This window comes from Pseudomonas sp. G34 (assembly GCF_031119625.1).
GTDB lineage: Bacteria > Pseudomonadota > Gammaproteobacteria > Pseudomonadales > Pseudomonadaceae > Aquipseudomonas.
In genome coordinates this window covers 247,050-263,826 of the sequence record NZ_JAVHZV010000029.1, presented here as the reverse complement: position 1 = coordinate 263,826, position 16,777 = coordinate 247,050, and the positions used below count along the sequence as shown (strand labels likewise).

The 16,777-nt window shown below is 65.5% G+C and carries 16 protein-coding genes; 6 read left to right on the top strand and 10 right to left on the bottom strand.

What is annotated here, in order from left to right:
• Window positions 1-8 precede the first annotated feature (8 nt).
• The 6 genes from QYS36_RS19530 to QYS36_RS19505 all read right to left on the bottom strand — a co-directional run bounded on the left by QYS36_RS19530 (window position 9) and on the right by QYS36_RS19505 (window position 6,923).
• Window positions 9-1,040 carry an iron ABC transporter permease gene (locus QYS36_RS19530; protein WP_308841034.1) on the bottom strand — a complete coding sequence of 344 codons (1,032 nt, stop codon included), beginning with the start codon at window positions 1,038-1,040 and terminating at the stop codon, window positions 9-11.
• Window positions 1,033-2,022, bottom strand: a complete 990-nt coding sequence (locus tag QYS36_RS19525; protein ID WP_308841033.1) for an iron ABC transporter permease — start codon at window positions 2,020-2,022, stop codon at window positions 1,033-1,035. Before QYS36_RS19525 ends, QYS36_RS19530 begins: the two co-directional genes overlap by 8 nt.
• Window positions 2,019-2,936 carry an iron-siderophore ABC transporter substrate-binding protein gene (locus tag QYS36_RS19520; protein WP_308841032.1) on the bottom strand — a complete coding sequence of 306 codons (918 nt, stop codon included), beginning with the start codon at window positions 2,934-2,936 and terminating at the stop codon, window positions 2,019-2,021. Before QYS36_RS19520 ends, QYS36_RS19525 begins: the two co-directional genes overlap by 4 nt.
• A gap of 20 nt (window positions 2,937-2,956) precedes the next feature.
• On the bottom strand, window positions 2,957-5,401 hold the full coding sequence (locus QYS36_RS19515; RefSeq protein WP_374990474.1) for a TonB-dependent siderophore receptor: 2,445 nt from the start codon (window positions 5,399-5,401) through the stop codon (window positions 2,957-2,959).
• Window positions 5,402-5,466: 65 nt separating this feature from the next.
• Entirely contained in the window at window positions 5,467-6,417 is a 951-nt protein-coding gene (locus tag QYS36_RS19510; protein WP_308841031.1) for a FecR domain-containing protein, read from the bottom strand.
• Window positions 6,411-6,923: a sigma-70 family RNA polymerase sigma factor gene (locus QYS36_RS19505; protein WP_308841030.1), complete on the bottom strand. Its 513-nt coding sequence runs from the start codon at window positions 6,921-6,923 to the stop codon at window positions 6,411-6,413. Before QYS36_RS19505 ends, QYS36_RS19510 begins: the two co-directional genes overlap by 7 nt.
• Window positions 6,924-7,128: 205 nt before the next feature.
• Here QYS36_RS19505 and QYS36_RS19500 point away from each other — a divergent pair, with 205 nt between their 5' ends.
• On the top strand, window positions 7,129-7,593 hold the full coding sequence (locus QYS36_RS19500) for a hypothetical protein (protein WP_308841029.1): 465 nt from the start codon (window positions 7,129-7,131) through the stop codon (window positions 7,591-7,593).
• Here QYS36_RS19500 and QYS36_RS19495 read toward each other — a convergent pair whose 3' ends face one another.
• Complete coding sequence (locus QYS36_RS19495; RefSeq protein WP_308841028.1) at window positions 7,594-8,481, bottom strand: polyprenyl synthetase family protein; 888 nt, start codon at window positions 8,479-8,481, stop codon at window positions 7,594-7,596.
• Window positions 8,482-8,754: 273 nt separating this feature from the next.
• Between QYS36_RS19495 and fni the strand changes: the two genes are divergently transcribed.
• The 5 genes from fni to crtB are packed head-to-tail and all read left to right on the top strand — an operon-like array spanning window position 8,755 to window position 14,708.
• Window positions 8,755-9,792 (top strand): type 2 isopentenyl-diphosphate Delta-isomerase, encoded by a 1,038-nt coding sequence (gene fni / locus QYS36_RS19490; protein ID WP_308841027.1) that lies wholly within the window; start codon window positions 8,755-8,757, stop codon window positions 9,790-9,792.
• Window positions 9,789-11,060, top strand: coding sequence for a glycosyltransferase (locus QYS36_RS19485; protein WP_308841026.1), 1,272 nt, complete (start codon window positions 9,789-9,791; stop codon window positions 11,058-11,060). Before fni ends, QYS36_RS19485 begins: the two co-directional genes overlap by 4 nt.
• Window positions 11,057-12,223, top strand: a complete 1,167-nt coding sequence (gene crtY, locus QYS36_RS19480; protein WP_308841025.1) for a lycopene beta-cyclase CrtY — start codon at window positions 11,057-11,059, stop codon at window positions 12,221-12,223. Before QYS36_RS19485 ends, crtY begins: the two co-directional genes overlap by 4 nt.
• Entirely contained in the window at window positions 12,220-13,710 is a 1,491-nt protein-coding gene (locus QYS36_RS19475; RefSeq protein ID WP_308841024.1) for a phytoene desaturase, read from the top strand. The genes crtY and QYS36_RS19475 overlap by 4 nt, the downstream gene beginning before the upstream one ends.
• Window positions 13,707-14,708, top strand: coding sequence for a 15-cis-phytoene synthase CrtB (gene crtB, locus QYS36_RS19470; RefSeq protein WP_308841023.1), 1,002 nt, complete (start codon window positions 13,707-13,709; stop codon window positions 14,706-14,708). Before QYS36_RS19475 ends, crtB begins: the two co-directional genes overlap by 4 nt.
• On the opposite strand, the gene QYS36_RS19465 is transcribed toward crtB, so the two are convergent.
• From QYS36_RS19465 to QYS36_RS19455, 3 genes are all read right to left on the bottom strand, one after another.
• Window positions 14,590-15,126, bottom strand: coding sequence for a sterol desaturase family protein (locus tag QYS36_RS19465; RefSeq protein WP_308841022.1), 537 nt, complete (start codon window positions 15,124-15,126; stop codon window positions 14,590-14,592). The genes crtB and QYS36_RS19465 overlap by 119 nt on opposite strands.
• 254 nt (window positions 15,127-15,380) lie before the next feature.
• Complete coding sequence (galU, locus tag QYS36_RS19460) at window positions 15,381-16,217, bottom strand: UTP--glucose-1-phosphate uridylyltransferase GalU (protein ID WP_308841021.1); 837 nt, start codon at window positions 16,215-16,217, stop codon at window positions 15,381-15,383.
• Window positions 16,218-16,266: 49 nt separating this feature from the next.
• On the bottom strand, window positions 16,267-16,767 hold the full coding sequence (locus QYS36_RS19455) for a CinA family protein (protein ID WP_308841020.1): 501 nt from the start codon (window positions 16,765-16,767) through the stop codon (window positions 16,267-16,269).
• Between the last annotated feature and the right edge of the window lie 10 nt (window positions 16,768-16,777).

The window sequence follows — 16,777 nt, the reverse complement described above, 5'->3', positions numbered from 1 at the left end:
CTGGGTCCTCACTGCCGCTGTTTGATCAGCAGGTAGAGAAAATACGGGGTGCCGAACACGGCGACGAAGATGCCGGCAGGCAGGTCCAGCGGCAGGAACAGGGTGCGCCCGGCCAGGTCGGCGAGCATTACCAGGTTGGCGCCGACCAGCGCCGCCATGCAGGCCTGGGCGGCGAAACCGATGGGAATCAGCTGGCGGGCGATATGCGGGGCGATCAACCCGACGAAGGCCATGGCGCCGCCCCAGGCGATGGCCGAACCGGCCAGGGCCACACTGACGGCGAGCAACGCGGCGCGCAGCCACTGCACCGGCACGCCGATGCCGCGAGCCAGGCCCTCGTCCAACTGCTGAACCACCACGTGGCGCGACAGCAAAATCAGCATCGGCAGCAGGCACAGCAGCACGCTCGCCAGCCCTTTCACCTCTGGCCAGCCCGCGCCGTACACGCTGCCAGTCAGCCATACGTAGGCCGACAAGGTGGTGCTCAGCGGGCTGAACACCAGCATGAAGGTGGTGGCCGCGGCCAGCATGGCCGACACGCCGACGCCGATCAGCACCAGCCGCAGCGGTGAGGTGCCCTGCTGCCAGGCCAGGCCATAGACCGCCAGCGCAGCACTGCCGGCGCCGAGCATTGCCGCCAGCGGCAGGCCGCCCATGCCCCAGGTCGCCGCGAAGCCCGACAGGTACAGCACCGCCGCCGCACTGGCGCCGCTGGACAGGCCGAGCAGGTCCGGCGAAGCCAGCGGGTTGCGCACCACGGCCTGCAGGATCAACCCGGACACCGCCAGGGCGCCGCCGATCAGCGCGCCGAGCAGCAGGCGCGGCAAACGCAGCTGCTCGACGATAAAGCTCAGCCCGGCACCGCCCTCGCCCGCCAGCACGCTGGCGACCCGTTGTGGCGAAAGCATGACCTTGCCCAGGCACAGGCTCAGCAGCATCACCGCCACGCTGAACAGCACGGCCAGCAGCAGAGGTAACGAGCCCTTGCGCTCGATGCGGCGGGAAAATCCTCGCCAGCGTAAAACCGTTACTTCAAGCATTCCGCCCTCCGCGCCTTGCCAGAGCGATAAAGAACGGCGCGCCGAACAGCGCGGTCATCACCCCGACCGGCACTTCCTGGGGCAGGATCAGCACCCGGGCGAGCATGTCGGCAACCAGCAGCAGCGTGGCGCCGAGCAGCGCGCAACCGGGCAGCATCACCCGATGGTCGATGCCAACCAGGCGGCGCACCATGTGCGGCACGATCAGGCCGATAAAACCGATGCTGCCGGCCAGTGACACCGCGCTGCCAGCCAGCAGCACCACCAGCACGCCCAGCTGCAGGCGGATCAGGCCGGTGCGCTGGCCCAGGCCGATGGCGATCTGCACGCCGGCATTCAGTACGTTGACCTGGGCGCCGAGCAGGCAGGCCACCAGCAGCGCTACCAGTGCACAGATCAGCAGCGGCAAGGCGGTGGCGAGGCTGCGCTCACTGAGCGAGCCGGCCAGCCAGAACAGCACGGTATCCAAACCTTGTTGGTCGATCACCAGCAGCGCCTGGCTGAATGCCGTGAACAGCGCGGTGATCGCCGCCCCCGCGAGCACCATGCGCAACGGGTTGAGCGCGCCCTGCCCGCTGTTGCCCACCGTCCAGACCAGGGCACCGGCCACGGCGGCGCCAAAGAAGGCGCTCCATAGCCACTGCTCCGGCGAGTCGAGGGAGAACAGCGACAAACTGACGATCAACGCGAAGGTCGCGCCGGCGTTGATGCCGAACAACCCGGGCGAGGCCAGCGGGTTGCGGGTCATGGCCTGCATCAGCGCACCGGCCACCGCCAGGCTGGCGCCGACCACCACCGCCACCAGGGTACGTGGCAGCCGCGTGGTGTTGACCAGCAAGTGATCGACGTTCGCGGGATCGGCCTGCAGCAAGGCGTCGAACACGCTGTGCGGAGCGATCCAGCTGGGGCCGGTAGACAGGCTCAGCACGCAGCAGGCCAGCAGCACGACCAAGGCGACGATCAGTTTGCTCCACGCCGTCATGCCCCGGCGCCCTGCAGCAGGGTGCGCTCGATGTCGTCGAGAATACGATTGGCGCCAAGGATGCCGCCGGAGAATATCCAGGCCACGCCATCCACCCACCACACCTGCCCGGCTTGCGGCGCGGCCATACGCTGCCACAGCGGATGATGGGTAATCGCCTGGTAATGGCGCTGCACCGCCGGGCTGTCGGCACGGCCGAACACGAAGAACACATCGGCGTCGGCCACCGGCAGGCTTTCCCGGCTGCGCAGCTTGATGGACACCCCGGTGGCATCGCGGCTCTGGCGGTTCCACACGAAGCCCAGCTCGGCCAGCACGCTGCCGGCGAAGCTGTCGGGCAGGTAGCTGCGCACGTGGTCTTCACGCACGTCCAGCAGCGACACGCTGAGCGGCCAGCGCGCGCCGAACTTCGCGGCCAGGCGCTCGCGCAGTTCATGGACGCGAGCATTCCAACGGTCTTGCAACACCTGCGCTTCGACGCTGCGCGCCGTGGCGGCGCCCATCACCCGCAGGGTTTGGCGGAATTCGAATACCTCATCGAGCATCACCACCGGGCACAGCTGTTCAAGCAGCCCCTTGACCCGCTCGTGGCGAAAGCGCGAGGCGACGATCAACTGCGGGGTGAGCAAGGCGATGTCCTCCAGGCTCGGCTGGGTTTCCAGGCCGACATGGGGCACGTCGGCCAGCGCCGGGCGCAGGTAGCGATACATGGGTTTCTCGCTCCACGAATCGACCACCCCGGCCGGCCGGATGCCAAGCGCCACCGCGGTGTCGGTGGCGCCCTGGAACAAGGTGATGACGCGCGGCGTTGCGGGCCCTGCCTTGGTCAGGGGCATTGCACCGGCAGCGAGAGCGCCCAGGGACAGGCGCATCAGCGTGCGCCTGGAGATCAGCCCGGTCTTTTCAGCTTGCAAGCTCGACCCTGTTCAATGCATCAGAACCCGAGGGTGGCCGACAGCACGAAAGTGCGTGGCGTCGCGAGGGTCAGGCCTGGCTCGCTGTCATCCGAGGCGCCCGCCGAGATCCAGTCCCGGGAGTTGGCCACGTTCTCGACGGTGCCACGCAAGGTGACATCGGTCTCGTTGACCTGGAAGGCATAGCGCGCGCCGAGGTCGTAGCGGGTCCAGGAGTCGATCTCCTTGGTATTGGCCTGGTCCAGGTACTGGGAGCTGCTGTACATGCTGCGGGCGGTCAGGGTCAGGCCCTGCACCGTTGGCACGTCCCACTCGGCGCCGAGGTTGGCGTTGTACTTGGGCGTCGCCGGGGCACGGTTGCCATCGGTGGCGCCACCGTTGTTGGTGTCCCTCAGCTCGCTGTCGATATACATCACCCCGCCGAGCAGCCGGAAGCCTTCGATGGGCTCACCGAACACGTTCAGCTCGATGCCATCGTTGACGCGCTTGCCATTGGGGCCGAACGTGCCCTCAAGCTGACTACCTACTGGCGCCGCAGTCTCGTAAGCCGGTTGCTTGATGCGGAACACTGCGGCAGTAATCGCGAACTTGCCCATGTCGTACTTGGCACCGGCCTCAAGCTGACGGCTGATGAAAGGCGCAAAGATTTCGTCTTCGTTGTTGGCGGTCGAGGGTGCGATCTTGCCCTGGCTCAGCCCTTCCATGTAGTTGGCATAGAGCGACAGTTGATCGGTGGCCTTGAACAGCACACCGGCCGACGGCGAGAGTTTCTCTTCGTCGTAGCCGGTCTCGCCCTTGCGGCCATTCTCCCAGTCATCGACCTTCACGCGCTGCCAGCGCGCACCGAGGGTCAGCAGCACACGATCCTCGAGAAACCCCAGGGTGTCGGACAGGGCAACGCCACTGAAGCGGTTCTCGGTGTAGATCTTCGAGTCAGTCCGCGTGCGAACGGTCGGTTCGGGCGTGGTGACCGGGTTGTAGAGATTGCCCGCGCGGTTGGCGTAACGCCCGCCGCCATTCTCGAAGTCCATGGAGAAGTAATCGGCAGCCAGATTGAGCTCATGGCTGACGGGCCCGGTCTGGAACCACTTGCGCACACCCGCATTGACGGTGCGTACGTCTTCGTCGCGGGTGAAGTCACGGGGCTGGATGGTGAAGTCACCCGCGGCATTGGTGATCGACACGTTATGCCGCAGGAAGTCGTGATTACTCTTGCGCGCCCCTACCGCGCCGTAAACCATCAACGAATCATCGATATCGTACTCGCCACGCAGGGCACCAAAGGTGTCGCTGGTCTCGGCTTTCGTCCAGGCCTGGGCATAGTTGTGGCGCACGTCACCGGCTCTTGGCACCGGCGCGTTGGCGCCGACCAGCACACGCTCCTGGGGCGCATCGGTGTCGCGCTCGGTATGCCCCAGGTCCATGGAAAGACGCAGGCGCTCATCGCGGAAATCCAGCCCGACCACGGCCATTTCACGGTTGACCTTCTGGTGGTCCCACTCGGTATCGCCGGACTGCTTGACGCCGTTGAAGCGGATGCCGAAGCGGTTGTCCTCACCGAAACGACGGCCTACGTCCACCGCGCCGCCGACCTGGCTGTCCGAGGCGTAGCTGCCGGTGAACTCGGTGATCGGCTTGTCGGTGGCGCGCTTGGGCACCACGTTGATACCGCCGCCGACGCTGCCGCGTGGCGAGATGCCGTTGACCAGCTGGGTCGGGCCGCGAAGGATGTCGACGCGGTCGGCCATTTCCATGTCGATGGAATACGTCGGCATGATCCCGTACAGCCCACCGTAGGACACGTCGCTGTTGAACAGGCTGAAGCCGCGGATGGTGAACTGCTCGAAGCGCCCGCCCGCCGGGTTGGTGGAGCGCACCGCCGGGTCGCTGGCGGTCAGGTCGGCCAGGGTCCGCGACTGGGTGTTCTTCACCGCCTCGCTGGTGTAGGTGGTCATGCTCAGCGGCGACTCCATGAAGTCCCGCGAGCCCAGCAGCCCCTGGGAGCTACGCCGCGCCACCTGGCCGCCGGCGTAGCGCTCGCCCTCCAGGCTTTGCGAGGGCATGGTCACGCCAGTGATCGCAGTGGGGGCGATTTCCAGGGTCTCGGCACTGTCGGCTGCCGGGGCTATGGTGTAGGCCGAGTCGCTGACCGGCTGCAGGCGCAGGCCGCTGCCCTGCAGCAGACGGGCAAAACCTTCATCGACGCTGTAGGTGCCGGACAGCCCCTGGCTGCTGCGGCCGCTGACCAATGTCGGGTCCACTGACAGGCTCACGCCGGCCTGGCTGGCGAAGCGGCTCAGGGCCTCGCCGAGGCTGCTGCTCGGCACGCTGTAGCTGCGCTCGACGGTTTGTGCATCAGCGCCCAGGGGCGCGATGCTGCCCAGGCCGAGCATCAGGCTCAGGCAGACGGTGGAGTAGGAAATCGAAGACACCAGACGAGGCCGATTACGTGTCAGGGGTGGCATGGCGGACGCTCTCTTTTTAATTCACTACCTCCCATGACAGGCGAGTGAGAAAAAAGGGACAGCCCTCAGGCAGTTTTTTCGCGCGGCACCAAGGTGACCCAGTAACGGGTGCGTTTGTGCACCTCGACAGGCAGGCTGGCGGCCAGCAGATCGAGGATCTGGTCGGTATCGGCCAGGCGGAAACTGCCGGTCACCCGCAGGCTTTCCAGGGCTGGTGACCAACGTAGAATGCCGGGGCGGTAGCGGTCGAGTTCACGCAGGAAATCGCCCAGCAACTGGTCATTGGCCATCAGCACACCGTCACGCCAGCCAAACGCTGCGGTATCGAAACTCTGGGTGGACTGGATGCGCCCAGCGCGCAGCGTGACCCGCTGCCCCGCCTGCAGAACCTGCGTCTGGTAAGCACTTGCCTGCAATTGCAGCGAACCACCCAGCACCGAGAACTGGCAGCTACCGCCTTGCTGACGCACACAGACCTCACCCGCCCCCAGCGTCGCCCTGCCCTGGCTGGTCTCGATAACGAACGGAGCGCTGCCAGCGACCTTCAGGGCCACCTCGCCGCGCAACAGGGTCAGGCGACGCGCCGCCGCGTCGAGGTTCAGCGCAGAATCGGTATTGATATCCAGCACGCTGCCGTCGGCCAGGGTCAGCCGTTGCCGCTCACCGACACGGGTTGCCAGATCGGCGCGCCAGGCATCGATAGGCAGTTCGCGGCTGACCAGCCAGGCAGCGGGTGCCAACGCGGCAAACCCCAACATGCCTTTGAGCATCCGTCGCCGGCCCTGGTCAGGGCGGTCGAGGCTGGCCATCGCCAGTTCGGCCGGCAACCCGCCAAAGCGCGAGCGCAGGGCCTGGATCTTCTGCCAGGCCTGTTCGTGGCTGGCATGCACATCGCGCCAACGCTGCAGGGCCAGGTGGTCGCGCTCACTGGCCTGGCCAGACTCGAGCAACGCCAACCAGCGCGCCGCCGCACGGGCGACCCGGCGGGTGTCGTCGCTGATTTCGCGGTTCAGCACAGCTCGACCAGCAGACAGTGCTCGTAAGCCTGCACCATGTAGCGTTTGACGCTGCGCTCGGAGACCCCGAGGCGCTCGGCGATGTCCCGGTAGCCGAGCCCTTCGAGCTGGCTGAGCAGGAACGCTCGACGCACCACATGGGGCAGCCCGTCGAGCAGCTCGTCCAGGGCCTGCAAGGTTTCCAGCACCAGCCAGCGCTCTTCCGGTGACGGCGCGCAGGCTTGCGGTAGCTGCGCCAGCGCATCCACATACGCCTGTTCCAGGCTGCGACGCTTGTAGAGGTTGATCAGCAGGCGCTTGCCGATGGTTTTCAGGTAGGCACGCGGCTCCTGCAGCTCACTGATCGACTGGGACCCAGCCAGCACACGCATGAAGGCATCCTGGCTAAGGTCGGCAGCATCCCAGCCGTTACCCATGCGCCGGCTCAGCCATTGCTCGAGCCAGTTGCGGTGTTCTCGGTAGAGATTGTGGAAAGCCTGCTCACTCGATACAGCCAAACTGCCCATGCAGACCCTCGTTACGAAAGATCAATAACGAGATCGATTCTAATTAACAATCATGTCGAAAGGTAGCCTCGCCCAGCGATTTGCTGCGCCCGGGCAAACCCCGGCCGCGCAGATAAGCCCCGGCGTTGCGGGCGAGCGCAAAATATTTGGCAAGCAGCACCGCTGCGCTCTATTGTGCTGCCAATTTCCGACAGAGCGGCCCACCATGAAGCGTCTTAGCATCCTGTTGTTCAGTGTTGTCTGTTCATCTGCCTGGGCAGGCGGTGAGGCGCCAGTACCGACGCGCTGGACGCTACTGGATCAATTCGAGAAGGCTTACACCCTGGATGACAGCGCCCGCGTGGTGCTGGTGGCGCGCAGCATGTCTACCGCACGCCTGGTCAATGGCGCGCTGGAAGAGAAGCAGGAAGGTTTCCTGGATGCCCGCCACGTGGTCTATGTGGCGGATATCGAGAAGATGCCGTCGCTGGCGAAGATGGTGGCAGTGCCGGCCATGCGCTCGGCCAAGTACCGCATCATGCTCGACCAGACCGGCCGGGTCGCCAGCCGCTATGACGGTGATCGGGAAACCGTGCAGTGGCTGGAGCTGGAAGATGGCAAGGTGATCCGCGAGCAGCGTTTCAGCGATGCCGCCGCACTGCAGGGCGCCCTCGAGGCACTGCCGCAGTAGTCAGGCGAACAACATGCTCAAGAAGCGGGCGATGTAGACGTCGCCGCCATAGGCTTCATCCAGGCAGACCTGGGCGCGCGCCAGGTGCCCATCGAGGCGCTCGCGCACTTTCTGCTCGCCATACAGGGCCAGCAGGGTCGACTTGCCGTCATCCTTGCCCTGATCCTTGTCGCTGTTGGGGTTGATGTCCTGCAGGTCATCATAGAGCTGCACGGCATGCCCCAGTTCGATGGCGAAGCGCTGCAGCACGCTGCGCACCGGCTTGGGTGCATCGCTGATCAGGTACGCCATGTCCATGATCGCGCTGAACAGCACACCGGTCTTGAGGTTGTTGGTGGCGGCGATCTCTTCTTCGCTGCGCGCATGCTTGCCATCACGCAAGTCCTGCAGTTGCCCCTGTACCAGCCCCTGGGAGCCCACGGTATTGGCCAGAATTTCCACCAGTTGGGTGCGCACCAGCGGGCGCAACCCATCGATCGACGCGACCACGCCGAATGCTCGCGACAGCAATGCCACGGCGGCGAGGATGGCGATGTCCTCACCGAACGCCAGGTGCACGGTCGGCCTGCCCCGGCGCAACTGGGCGTTATCCATGCAGGGCATGTCGTCGAGAATCAGCGAGGCGGCGTGCACCATCTCGATGGCGCAGGCCATGTCCAGCGCGTGGTGCTGGCTGGCGCCCAGGCCATTGGCCGCGAGCAACAGCAACAGCGGACGCATGCGCTTGCCCGGCGCCAGAGCACCATCGCGAACGGCGGCGGCGACCAGATCGCGCTCATTGCTGGCGGCTGGCAGCAGCTCATCGAGCCGGCCATCAATGGCCGCCCGCAGCTGCATCAGGTGTTCGGTAAATCCGCTGTCGATCGTCGCAGTCGCATAAGCCGTCATCGTTCACTCTCTTCTTCTGTATTCCTGCAGTACCCGAACATACCTTCCAGTACTGCAAGGTCACGGCAGTGTACGATCGTGACATTGAAACGTTCGTAACCAAAGCCGATTTGTAATGTTGGAACGTCTAATGCGCGCGGTTGCCTGATAATCTTGCCCGCCAGTGGGTTGTAGAAGACTTGTACAAGGCGGCTGAATCGACATGCTATTCGATTATTCCGTTTTGCACAGACCGCGTGCACTTGAAAATGATTCCGGCGCAATGGAGCCTGCATGAATAATAGCGACCTCAGTCGGCGTAAGGATGATCACCTGGATATCGTTCTGGACCGGCACAAGGCGGTGTCACGCATCAGTGCTGGCTGGTCAGCGGTGCAGTTCGAGCACTGCGCCCTGCCCGAGCTCGACCACGCGGCTATCGATCTGCGCGCCTCCTTGCTCGGCGTCACGCTGCAGGCGCCGCTGCTGATCAGCTCGATGACCGGCGGCGCCGACCGCTCCGAAGCCATCAACCGCCACCTTGCCGAAGCCGCGCAGGAGCTGGGTATCGCCATGGGCGTCGGCTCCCAGCGGGTCAGCCTGCAGACCGGCAATGACCAGGGGCTGACCCGCGAATTGCGCCGCCTGGCCCCGGATATCGTGCTGCTGTCGAATATCGGCGCCGCCCAGTTGCTCGAGGCCGACGGCCTCGACCTGGCCCGCCGCGCGGTCGATACCTTGCAGGCCAACGGCCTGATCATCCATCTCAACCCGCTGCAGGAAGCCGTGCAGGCCGAAGGCGACCGCGACTGGCGTGGCGTGCTGAGGCAGATCGAGCGTGTTGCCAGCAGCCTGGACGTGCCGGTGGTGGTCAAGGAAGTCGGTGCGGGCTTGTCGGCAGCGGTAGCCCGCTCGCTGGTCGAGGCTGGCGTGCAGGTCATCGACGTGGCCGGCGCAGGTGGCACCAGCTGGGCCGCGGTGGAAGGCGAGCGCGCGGCCAATCAAGCCGATCGCGCGGTAGCCATGGCCTTCGCCGACTGGGGCATTCCCACCGCGAGCGCCGTGCAGGCGATACGCGAGGCGCTGCCACAGGCCACCCTGATCGCCTCTGGCGGTATCCGCGATGGTGTCGATGCGGCCAAAGCCATTCGCCTGGGCGCCGATATCGTCGGCCAGGCGGCTGGTGCGCTGCCCGGCGCCACGCTGTCGACCGAGGCGGTGATCGAGCATTTCCAGATCGTTATCCGGCAACTGCGCACGGCCTGCTTCTGCACCGCCTCGGCCAACCTCGCCGCGCTACGTCACGCGCCGCTACTGACGGGCCAAGCATGAGCCACTTCGCCGTTGTCGCACCGCCCTACTACAGCCACTTCCAGGCCTTGCAGGCCCTCGCCATCGAACTGATCGAGCGTGGCCATCGGGTGACCTTCTTTCATCAGTCCGACGCCGCTCACTGGCTCAGCGAGCCGCGCGTCAGCTTTCGCTCGGTGGGTGCCAGCAGCCATCCGCCGGGCAGCCTGGAGCGCACCCTGCATCAGGCGGCGCACCCGGATACGCCCTGGGGCCTGCGACGGATCATCAAACAGATGGCGGGCACCACCGCCATGCTCTGCAACGAGCTGCCACAAGCGCTGGCGGACAACGGGATCGATGCCCTGCTCTGCGACCAGATGGAGCCGGCTGGCGGGCTGGTTGCCGAAAGCCTGGGATTGCCGTTCGTATCCGTCGCCTGTGCGCTGCCGGTCAATCGCGAGCCCGGCCTGCCGCTGCCGGTAATGCCCTTCGCCTACGCCAGCGACGAGCGCAGCCAGCACATGTACCGCGGCAGCAGTCAGGTGTACGACTGGCTGATGAAGCCGCTCGGCAAGGTGATCAACGACGCAGCGCTGCGCCTGGGCGTGCCGCCGCGCACCGCCTTGCACGAATGCCTGTCGCCGCTGGCGCAGATCAGCCAGACCCTGCCCGGCTTCGACTTTCCGCGCAGCCAGTTGCCGGCCAGTTTCCATGCGGTCGGCCCGCTGCGCAGCCCGCTGGCGCCCCGGCAGGGTGAGTGGCCCATCGACAAGCAGCGGCCGTTTTTTTTCGCCAGCCTGGGTACCCTGCAAGGTGACCGCCTCACGCTGTTCGAGCGCATCGCCAAGGCCTGCAAGCGCCTCGACGGCCAGTTGCTGATCGCCCACTGCGGCAAACTGGACGCCGCCCAGGAGCGCCGGCTGATCGACTGCGGCGCTACCTGGGTGACCGATTTCGCGCCCCAGCAATGGGCGCTGGAGCAGGCCGATGCGGTGATTACCCATGGCGGCCTGAATACCGTGATGGATGCGATTGCCGCCCGCACGCCGATGCTGGTGATGCCGATTGCCTTCGACCAGCCAGGTGTCGCGGCCCGTGTGGCCTATCGCGGCGTGGGCAGTCAATTGAGCCGGCGCGCCAGTGCAGCACGTATCGAAAGTGCGCTGCGGGCGCTGCTCGCACAACCGTTGCCCGGTTTCGATGCGCTGATCGAGGAGCTGCAGCAGGCAGGCGGCGTTGCGCGGGCTGCCGATATCGTCGAGGCCGCCGTGGTCGAGCACGCCACGACACAGGCGCACACCCTATGACCCATGACCTGATTCTTGCTGGCGGCGGCCTCGCCAATGGCCTTATCGCCTGGCGTTTGCAGCAACAGCGGCCGGACCTGAAGGTACTGTGCATCGAAGAGCAGCCACACCTGGGCGGCAACCATACCTGGTCGTTCCACGATGGCGACCTGAGCGAAGCGCAGCACCGCTGGCTGGAGCCGCTGGTGGTCAAGCGCTGGGCAAGCTACCAGGTGCACTTCCCCTATCTGTCGCGGGCCATGGACAGCGGTTACGCCAGCATCACCGGCGAGCACTTCGCCGAGGTGATCACCCCGGCGCTGGGCTCTTCCCTGCGCTTGAACAGCAGCATCAGCGAGATCAGCCCGACCCACGTGCTGCTGGCAAGCGGCGAACGCCTCGAGGCCCGCGCAGTGATCGATGGCCGCGGTGCGCGGCAGAGCAGCAATCTGGTGCTTGGCCAGCAGGCTTTCGTCGGCCAGCTGCTGCGCCTCGAACAGCCCCACGGGCTGACCGCGCCGATCATCATGGACGCGCGCGTGCCCCAGGGCGACGGCTATCGTTTCGTCTACGTGCTGCCCTTCTCGGCGGACACGCTGTTGATCGAAGACACCCACTACGTCGACAACCATCGCGCCAGCACCGAGCAGCTTCGCGAGCACATTGCCGCCTACGCCAGGCAGCACGGCTGGCAGGTGGCCGAATGCCTGCGCGAGGAACAGGGCATCCTGCCCATCACCCTGGCCGGCGATTTCGACGCTTTCTGGGATGAAGCCGCTGGCCAGCCGCTGGCCGGGCTGCGGGCCGGGCTGTTCCATTGCACCACCGGCTATTCCCTGCCCCACGCCGTGCGCCTGGTCGACTGGCTGGTGGCCTACGAGCTGCGCGACGCCGCGACCCTGGCCCGCGACCTGCGCGCCCAGGCTCGTGGCGAATGGCGCAACCAGGGCTTTTACCGGCTGCTCAACCGCATGCTGTTCCTGGCCGGCCGCCCCCAGGATCGCTGGCAGGTGATGCAACGTTTCTACGGCCTGCCCGCGGGGCTGATCGAGCGTTTCTACGCTGGCAGCAACCCCTGGTACGACCGCGCACGCATTCTTATCGGCAAGCCGCCGGTGCCCGTTGATCAAGCCATGCGGGCGGCCATGCGCCACGCCCCCAGGCATTTCGAGACTCGTTCATGAACCAAGCGAAAACTGCCATCGTCATCGGTGCGGGTTTTGGCGGGCTGGCCCTGGCCATTCGCCTGCAGAGCGCCGGCATCCAGACCACCCTGCTGGAAAAACGTGACCAGCCCGGCGGCCGTGCCTACGTGTACCGCGACCAGGGCTTCACCTTCGATGCCGGCCCCACGGTGATCACCGACCCGAGCGCCATCGAAGAACTGTTCGCCCTCAGCGGCCGCAAGATCGGCGATTACGTCGAGTTGCTGCCGGTCGCGCCGTTCTACCGCCTGTGCTGGGAAGACGGCACGCAGTTCGACTACGCCAATGACCAGGCCGATCTGGATCGGCAGATCGCCGCCCTGAACCCTGCCGACGTGGCCGGTTACCAGCGCTTTCTCGCCTACTCGAAAGCGGTGTTCAAGGAGGGCTACCTGAAGCTCGGCGCGGTGCCCTTCCTGTCGTTTCGCGACATGCTGCAGGTTGGCCCGCAGCTGGCGCGCCTGCAGGCGTGGCGCAGCGTCTACTCGATGGTGTCGAGCTTCGTCGAGCACGACAAACTGCGCCAGGCGTTCTCCTTTCACTCGCTGCTGGTGGGCGGCAACCCGTTCGCCACCTCGTCGATCTACACGCTGATCCATGCGCTGGAACGTGAATGGGGTGTGTGGTTTCCCAGGGGCGGCACCGGCGCCCTGGTGCAGGGCATGGTCAAGCTGTTCGAAGACCTCGGCGGCACGCTGGAGCTGAATGCCGACGTGGCCGCCATCGACACCAGCGGTAACCGCGCCACCGGCGTGCGCCTGCAGGACGGCCGCCATTTCGCCGCTGACAGCGTGGCCTCCAACGGCGACGTGGTGCACACCTACGACACGCTGCTGGCCAGCCACCCGCGTGGGCGCCAGGAAGGCAAGCGGCTCAAGGGCAAGCGCTTCAGCAACTCGCTGTTCGTGATCCATTTCGGCCTCAAGCGCCCGCAGCCGCAGCTGCAGCACCACACGGTGTGCTTCGGGCCACGCTACCGCGAGTTGATCCAGGAAATCTTCAAGGGCCAGACCCTGGCCGAGGACTTCTCGCTCTATCTGCATGCGCCCTGCGTGACCGACCCGAGCCTGGCGCCCGAAGGCTGCTCCAGCCATTACGTGCTGTCGCCGGTGCCGCACCTGGGCAATGCCCCCATCGACTGGAGCGTCGAAGGCCCGCGCTACCGCGACCGTATCCTCGCCTACCTCGAAGAGCACTACATGCCGGGCCTGCGCGAGGACCTGGTGACCTGCCGGATCTTCACCCCGGATGATTTTCGCGACGAGCTTTACGCGTACCAGGGCTCGGCGTTCTCGCTGGAGCCGGTACTGCAGCAGAGCGCCTGGTTCCGCCCGCACAACCGCGACGCCCAGCTCGGCAACCTCTACCTGGTCGGCGCCGGCACCCACCCGGGCGCGGGCGTGCCGGGGGTGATTGGTTCGGCCAAGGCCACCGCCGGCCTGATGATCGAGGATTTGCAGCCATGACGGGCAAGGCGGCGCAGGATGACGCGCTGATCGAGCACGCCAACCAGAGCATCGCGGTGGGCTCGAAAAGCTTCGCCGCGGCGTCGAAGCTGTTCGACGAGCGAACCCGCCGCGGCGCCGTGATGCTCTACGCCTGGTGCCGGCACTGCGACGATGTGATCGACGGCCAGGAAGCCGGCCACGATGCGGTGTCGATCAGCCGCGAAGAAGCCGAGCGACGCCTCGCCCACCTGAAGGCCCAGACCCGCGCCGTGTACAACGGTGAAGCGCTGGATGACCCGGCATTCGCCGCCTTTCGCCAGGTGGTGCTCGCCCACCAGATTGCCGAGCAGCACGCCCTCGAGCACCTGGCCGGCTTCGAGATGGATGTGCTGGAGCGGCGCTACCTGAGCCTCGATGACACCCTGCAATACTGCTACCACGTCGCTGGCGTGGTGGGCCTGATGATGGCCCGGGTGATGGGCGCGCGCGACGAACCGACGCTGGATCGTGCCTGCGACCTGGGCCTGGCCTTTCAGCTGACCAATATCGCCCGCGACATCATCCCTGACGCAGCGGTAGGCCGTTGCTATCTGCCCGAACAGTGGCTTGAGGAGCTGGGCGTACCACGTGACCAGGTCGCCGACATTCATCACCGGCCCGCCATCGCCGTGCTTGGTCAGCGTCTGGTGGAGCTGGCCGAGCCCTATTATGCCAGTGCCCAGGCGGGCCTTGCCGCCCTGCCCTGGCGTTCGGCCTGGGCAGTGGCGACGGCCGCTGCGGTGTATCGACAGATCGGCATGAAGGTGCTGGAAGCCGGTGAACACGCCTGGGACGAGCGCATTTCAACCTCCAAGGCGGAGAAGATCGGCGCCGTGTCGATCGGTTTGTGGCGCGCGCTTACGAGTCGCTTCGCGCGCTGGCCGGCTCGCTCCGCGCAGCTGTGGCAACGTCCGCGTCCGTCTTGCGCAGCGGACCATCGTGCATCGCCCGCAACTGCGCCTTCAGACGCGCCGTAGTCGGGGCATAGAGAAAGCCGAACGACACGCAGCGCTCCTTGCCCTCCACCGCGTGGTGCATCAGATGCGCCTGGTACAGGCGCTTGAGGTAGCCGCTGCGCGGCACGAAACGAAACGGCCAGCGGTGATGCACCAGGCCGTCGTGCACCACGAAATACAGCAGGCCGTAAGCCGTCATGCCGGCGCCGATCCACTCCAGTGGGTGCATGCCCTGAGTACCCAGGGCGATCAGCACGATGGCCAGCCCGGCGAACACCACGGCGTACAGGTCGTTCTTCTCGAACCAGCCCTCGCGCGGCTCATGGTGCGAACGGTGCCAACCCCAACCCCAGCCGTGCATCACGTATTTGTGAGCGTAATAGGCCACGCCTTCCATGGCGGTCAGGGTGGCGAGAAAAACCAGAGTGTTGATGATCATCGGGTAACCGGCGCACGAGCGCTGAATAGGTGAAGAGGCAGTTTGCCAACTTGCAGGGCAATGACCAAGCGCGATCGCTGCGCATCGGCCACTGTTATCGACCCTGCGCGCAGCCATCCGATCCATCTGTTTGGAGCTGCCGGGCCTTGGGCGATTGTATCCGCAGATGGTGATCGCCGTATGGCCCAGGTCAACAAGGCGCAGGCAATAAAAAACCGGGCACGTGGCCCGGTTTTCTCGATCAGTGTCGCGTATCAGCCACGGCCTTCGCGGTACAGGTGCTCGAAGCAGAAGTTGGTTGCCTCGATGTAACCCTCGGCGCCGCCGCAGTCGAAACGCTGCCCCTTGAACTTGTAGGCCAGCACGCAGCCGTCCTGTGCCTGTTTCATCAGCGCGTCGGTGATCTGGATTTCACCGCCTTTGCCCGGCTCGGTGTTCTCGATCAGGTCGAAGATATCCGGGGTCAGGATGTAGCGGCCGATGATCGCCAGGTTCGACGGCGCATCTTCGGCTTTTGGCTTCTCGACCATGTGGCTGACGCGGAAGATGTCATCACGGATGGTTTCGCCGGCGATCACGCCATACTTGTGGATCTCGTCCATCGGCACTTCCTGCACCGCGACGATCGAGCAGCGGAACTGGTTGTACAGCTTGACCATCTGGGTCAGCACGCCATCGCCGCCGACGTTCAGGCACAGGTCATCGGCCAGCACCACGGCAAACGGCTCGTCGCCGATCAGCGGGCGACCGCTGAGAATCGCATGGCCCAGGCCCTTCATTTCCACCTGGCGGGTGTAGGAGAAGGTGCAGTTGTCGATCAGGCGACGGATGCCGACCAGGTACTTTTCCTTGTCGGTATTGCGGATCTGGTGTTCCAGCTCGTAGCTGATGTCGAAATGGTCTTCCAGCGAGCGCTTGCCGCGACCGGTGACCATGGCGATTTCAGTCAGCCCGGCATTCAGGGCTTCTTCGACGCCGTACTGGATCAGCGGCGTGTTGACCACAGGCAGCATTTCCTTGGGCATGGCCTTGGTCGCCGGAAGAAAGCGGGTGCCATAACCGGCGGCAGGGAACAGGCATTTCTTGATCATGTGTTTTCCTTGAATGGTCAATGTTGCTCAAGTCGCTGAAACGGCTGCATCAGGAGGTCTGACGCAGCCGCTCGTAGTAATAAGGCAGTCGCAGCAAGGCATGGCGCGCAGCGGCGGCGCGCCGTTCGTTGTTGTCTCCGGGGAAGGTCACGGTCTCGCTGGTCACCCCCTGATGCTCGGCCAGGCGCGTGGCGCAGGCGAAGCACATGGCACCGTCGTAGACCTCCTGGCCGCGCTTGTCATCGGCAGTCGGTGCGCCGGTAATCGCCAGGATGATGTCGGCGCTGCTGGCCATCAGCACGCCAAGGGCCATCTCGCGGGCCACCTCTTCGCTGTTCATGCCGAAGGTCTCGAGGGTTTCCGGCTTGACGCCCAGCGAGGTCTGCATGGCGCGCTTGGAATACACCACGAAGCCGCTCTCGAGCACGCCATCACAACCCGGCACGGCGGCCACCGTCGCGGCCAGCAGGCCGGCCGTGGCCGACTCTGCAGTGCTCAACACCAGGTTGTACTTTTCCAGGAAATGGACCGCCTGCTCGATGTTTTGCATGCCCGCGAAT

Coding starts and splice junctions, on each gene's coding strand:
- QYS36_RS19515 (WP_374990474.1), bottom strand. CDS start 5,401: ATGCCACCCCTGACACGTAATCGGCCTCGTCTGGTGTCTTCGATTTCC.
- QYS36_RS19495 (WP_308841028.1), bottom strand. CDS start 8,481: ATGACGGCTTATGCGACTGCGACGATCGACAGCGGATTTACCGAACAC.
- fni (WP_308841027.1), top strand. CDS start 8,755: ATGAATAATAGCGACCTCAGTCGGCGTAAGGATGATCACCTGGATATC.
- QYS36_RS19485 (WP_308841026.1), top strand. CDS start 9,789: ATGAGCCACTTCGCCGTTGTCGCACCGCCCTACTACAGCCACTTCCAG.
- QYS36_RS19525 (WP_308841033.1), bottom strand. CDS start 2,022: ATGACGGCGTGGAGCAAACTGATCGTCGCCTTGGTCGTGCTGCTGGCC.
- QYS36_RS19455 (WP_308841020.1), bottom strand. CDS start 16,767: ATGCAAAACATCGAGCAGGCGGTCCATTTCCTGGAAAAGTACAACCTG.
- crtB (WP_308841023.1), top strand. CDS start 13,707: ATGACGGGCAAGGCGGCGCAGGATGACGCGCTGATCGAGCACGCCAAC.
- QYS36_RS19500 (WP_308841029.1), top strand. CDS start 7,129: ATGAAGCGTCTTAGCATCCTGTTGTTCAGTGTTGTCTGTTCATCTGCC.
- QYS36_RS19465 (WP_308841022.1), bottom strand. CDS start 15,126: ATGATCATCAACACTCTGGTTTTTCTCGCCACCCTGACCGCCATGGAA.
- QYS36_RS19530 (WP_308841034.1), bottom strand. CDS start 1,040: ATGCTTGAAGTAACGGTTTTACGCTGGCGAGGATTTTCCCGCCGCATC.
- QYS36_RS19475 (WP_308841024.1), top strand. CDS start 12,220: ATGAACCAAGCGAAAACTGCCATCGTCATCGGTGCGGGTTTTGGCGGG.
- crtY (WP_308841025.1), top strand. CDS start 11,057: ATGACCCATGACCTGATTCTTGCTGGCGGCGGCCTCGCCAATGGCCTT.
- QYS36_RS19505 (WP_308841030.1), bottom strand. CDS start 6,923: ATGGGCAGTTTGGCTGTATCGAGTGAGCAGGCTTTCCACAATCTCTAC.
- galU (WP_308841021.1), bottom strand. CDS start 16,217: ATGATCAAGAAATGCCTGTTCCCTGCCGCCGGTTATGGCACCCGCTTT.